Origin of the sequence: Protofrankia sp. Cr2 (assembly GCF_963555885.1) — a bacterium.
Lineage (GTDB): Bacteria > Actinomycetota > Actinomycetes > Frankiales > Frankiaceae > Protofrankia.
The window spans coordinates 1-4209 of the sequence record NZ_CAUVXG010000074.1 but is presented as its reverse complement, the minus strand read 5'-3'; the positions used below and the strand labels follow the sequence as shown (position 1 = coordinate 4209).

Here is a 4209-nt window from a genome sequence, read left to right as displayed (position 1 = left end):
CCTGCTCGACCTAGCCCGAGCAGCCTGCGGGCTGACCACATCGGGCGGTCCTTTGTAGTGGGCCGGCTTTCGAATCGCACTCACACCCTGCGTTCCAGCCGTTCACACGCGGCGTGGTCACGATCGACTTCGTTCCTCTGCCGAGTGGTTCGGGATGCGGGCCGCCGGCGGCGTGCAAGAACGAACGTCGCGCCGTTTCCGGCTCCGCTCGGAGGACGGAGAAGGAGGCATGTGGTGTCCGCACGACATCGATATCTCGGACGGCGGGCGCGGTTCGGCATCGCCGGCGTACTCGGCGTCATCGCAATGGCAGCCGTGATTATTCCCGTGGTGCGAACCGGGCCATCCTCGACGAGTTCCACGCCGCTGGCTGCGGTGAACGTGGCGAAGAGCGACAGCCGGCCGAACTTCGTGTTCATCCTTGCCGACGACCTGGACGCGACCACCTCGCCGTACTGGGAGGCTATGCCGCACACGGCCGCCCTCATCCGGGACAGTGGGTTGACGTTCACCAACAGCTTCGCTCCGACGCCCATCTGCTGCCCGGCCCGCGGCACGATCCTGACCGGAAAGTACGGCCACAACACCGGAGTGCTCACCAACTCCGGTGACGTCGGTGGCTGGGCCACGTTCGCGGCGAACGGAAACGAGGAGAAGACCTTCGCCAAATACCTGCATGACGCCGGGTACCGCACCGGTCTCGCCGGAAAGTACATGAACGGAATCGAGAACGAACCGGAGCACATTCCGGCGGGCTGGTCGGAGTGGTACGGCAGTGTCAACAACAATTTCTACACCGGCTACAACTACACGCTGAACGAGAACGGCACGATGGTGCAGTACGGCGGTCCGGACAATCCGGCCAACTACTCGACCGATGTTGTCGCCGCCAAGTCCACGGACTTCATCCGGCGGGCCGCCACTGACGGCACGCCGTTCTTCTGGTACGCGGCGTCCACCGCCCCGCACCTGCCCCTGCCACCAGCGCCCCGGGACGCTCACAACCCGTTTGCCAGCGCCACCGCTCCGCACAGCCCCAACTTCCTCGAGCCCGATGTCTCGGACAAGCCGTGGTGGCTCTCGTCCAGCGCGACCGAGCGGTCCGCTCAGGTGCTGGCCACCAACAACTGGGACTACCAGAACCGGATGGGCTCGCTGTACGCGCTCGACGACATGGTGGCGAACATCGTGACTACCTTGCGTGATACCGGAAAACTGGACAATACCTATCTCGTCTTCACCTCGGACAACGGCTACAACCTCGGTTCCCACCGTCTCGTCCAGAAGATGGCCCCGTACGAGGAGTCGTTGCGGGTGCCGTTGGTGGTCGCCGGACCCGGGATAAAGGCGGGTACGGACAGCCACATGGTCGCGCAGATCGACCTTGCCCCGACCTTCCTGGAGCTGGCCGGCGCGGCAGTTCCAGCCGACGTCGACGGGCAGTCGCTCGCCGGCCTGCTGCACGGGCAGCAACCGGCGTCGTGGCGCACTGACCTGCTGGGCCAGTACGCGGGCCCCGGCCAGGACGGCCAGGACGGGATCGCCGCGGAGCAGGTGACCAACGCGACCGCTCACTATCTGGACCTGCCACCGTGGACGGGTCTGCGGACCGACCGCTACCTCTACGTCCGCTGGTATGACGTTGATCGGGCGCCCAAGGTCCACGAGTACGAGCTTTACGATCTGGCGGCCGACCCGTACGAACTCACGAACCTGCTCGCCACCCCAGCGGGCAAGGCGCAGAACGCCGCTCTGGTCGCTGCGCTCGACGCGCGGCTGAACCAGCTCGCCACCTGCGCCGGAGCGTCCTGCCGGACCTGACCGGACCGGACTGACCGGACTGACCGGAGGTGGCCGGACCGCGTCACCAACCCCGGACTCACCAACCCCGGACTCAGCACCCGGCACCGTCCCGCGGCACTCAGGCCGAGGGGCGGTGCCGGCTGGGCGGGCATTGCCTGTGGAAAACTCACTTTTCTTGTGGATAAGATGAGTACCGGCTGGGCCGGTGGCAGGATGATACGGGGCCAGTCAACGGGGGATCTGCACGGGGCGCATCCCCGCCCGATATGCCGGTCCAGGCGCTGCCCGCCGTACCGGTTCTGTCCCTGGTCGGGTGGGTCGATGATCGTGGTCTGTCAGTGGTGCGTTGAGGACGTTCTGGTCCCGATCGTGGGTGCGCCCGGCTACTGCTCCTGGTCCTGCCAGAACGCGGCGACCGGAATAGACCGCTCCGCGGAACGGGCGCGCGACCAACCCCGGGTCACCGTCGGTCCGCAGGCGGCCCGGCCGCACACGGTGCGGCGCCGCCGGTGCTGACCTTCGGGCCGACCTGTGTCGTGCTCATACGGCCATGTCAGTCACGAAAAGTTATCTTATGTGTGTGACTGTGCGGGGCTTCCGTCTGTCTTACCGGGGATGTCGACGCAGCGTTGTCGTCAACCGCGGGATTGTGTCGGACCATCGTGCGATCCTGCCGTCGATCGTTCACAGTCGGTGGAAACCCGGCAACCCGGGTGTCGCCGGCGACGCGGCGGCGAAGGAGCGCGCATGTCCCAGCTGACAGCACCACTGGCGGGCACACACGACCGATTCGGGGCGGAATTACGGCGCCGGGACTACGTCACGGCGGTCCTGGCCGAGGTGGTCCGGGCGCGGGGATATGAGCGGCTGGCCATGCCGATCCTGGAGCGGGCGAGCAGTTTCGCGGAAGACGTCATCGGCCTGTCCCCGTGGCCGGAGTGGCACCCGGCCGGGGTGTTCCACGTGGAGATCACCGATTTTGCCGACGGCTACCGGGCCGTTGCGAGCAGCAGTCGCGCGGTGCTGATCCCGGAGGGCACCGTGCCGGTGGCCCGCTGGCTGGCAGGGTGCCTCGCCGGCGAGGGGAACCTCATCCTGCCCCTGAAGATTTTTTACGATGTACCGTGCCACCGCAACGAGCCGGTCGACACCCTCAGCGCCACCAAGCGGCGGGAGTTCTCCCAGTTCGGGGTGGAGATCCTCGGCGCGGCGAATCCCGCGGCGGACGTCGAGATCTTGACTGTCATCCGCGACGGCCTGGTCGCCGTGGGCGTGCCGCCGGCCGCGGTCCGCGTCCGCCTGAACAATGTGGAGATCTTCAATCAGGTGGTAGGCGACTGCGGCCTGGTGGGGAAGGCCACGATTGCGCTCAAGGAGATCCTCGACGCCCTCGCCGAATGCCGCGCCGGCAAAGACCCCGGCCGGGCGGCGGGGCTGCGCGCCGCGCTGGCCGGGCTCCTGGACGACCGGGGGGTGACCGGCGGACGGCGTGCGGCCTGCGAACTACTCGCGGGCCATGCCTCCGGCTATGTGGACGACCGGGTGCGCACAACGCTGGGAGGCGCGGCCCGCGAACAGCTCGACGCCCTCGCGGAGATGCAGGCCGCCCTGGTCGCCGTCGGGATCCCGGTCAGCGTCGACTTCGGGGTGGTCCGCTCCCACGAGTACTACACCGGGCTGGCGTTCGAGGTCGACGTGACCACCGGCGCCGGCACCCAGGTGGAGATCGCCGGCGGTGGCCGCTACGACAAACTCGTCGGGCATTTCCTGCCGCCCGACGGCCCGGCCGCGGTGCCCAGCACCGGGTTCGCGTTCGGGGTCGAGCGGGTTGTTGCCACCCTCGCCGAGCTGGGCGTGTTCACCGGGTCGGCCGCGCGCACTACGGTGGACCGGTTCGATCCTGCCAGCGCCGAGATCCTGCTGGTCCCCCCGGGCGGGCAGGGTCCGGTCGCCGGCTACCTGCACGCCCGCGCGGCCGCGGACCGGCTGCGCCCTGACCGGCGGGTCGACATCTGGGTCGGTGACACCGCCGACCCGACCCGGATCGCCGGCTACACCGCCGCCCGCCATATCAGTGAGGTGCGCGCATGCTGAGCGACCTGTTTGCGGCAGTCTCCCCCACCCTGGCGGCCCGCTACCGCCGGCTGCTCACCGACTGGACCGCCACCCGGCTGCCGGCCTTGCATGAGCTGTCGCAGGCATACCTCGCCTACGCCGGCGGGGACGGGCTACTGCCCCGCCCGCTGCTGCTACTCGTCGGCTACGGCGCCGACCGGGCGACGCTCGGCGGGGCGCTGCTCGACGAGATCGGCGATGTGGTGTTCCTTCCCCAGGTCGTCCGCGATGTCCTGGCGATCCACGACGACATCGTCGACGGCGACCGGGAGAAATTCGCCCGGCCCACCC

General features: G+C 68.6%; 3 protein-coding genes and 1 pseudogene. All 4 read left to right on the top strand.

The annotated features are described in order from the left end of the window. Positions 1–234 precede the first annotated feature (234 nt). Positions 235–1821, top strand: coding sequence for a sulfatase (locus U9978_RS21790; RefSeq protein ID WP_322763011.1), 1587 nt, complete (start codon positions 235–237; stop codon positions 1819–1821). Positions 1822–2124: 303 nt separating this feature from the next. Then, a complete protein-coding gene (locus U9978_RS21785; RefSeq protein ID WP_322763010.1) occupies positions 2125–2319 on the top strand; it encodes a hypothetical protein in 195 nt (64 codons plus the stop codon). A 231-nt stretch (positions 2320–2550) separates the two neighbouring features. Next, complete coding sequence (locus tag U9978_RS21780) at positions 2551–3897, top strand: ATP phosphoribosyltransferase regulatory subunit (RefSeq protein WP_322763009.1); 1347 nt, start codon at positions 2551–2553, stop codon at positions 3895–3897. Then, positions 3891–4209 (top strand): annotated as a pseudogene (locus U9978_RS21775) (hypothetical protein); the annotation flags it as partial. The gene U9978_RS21780 and the pseudogene U9978_RS21775, both read left to right, overlap by 7 nt.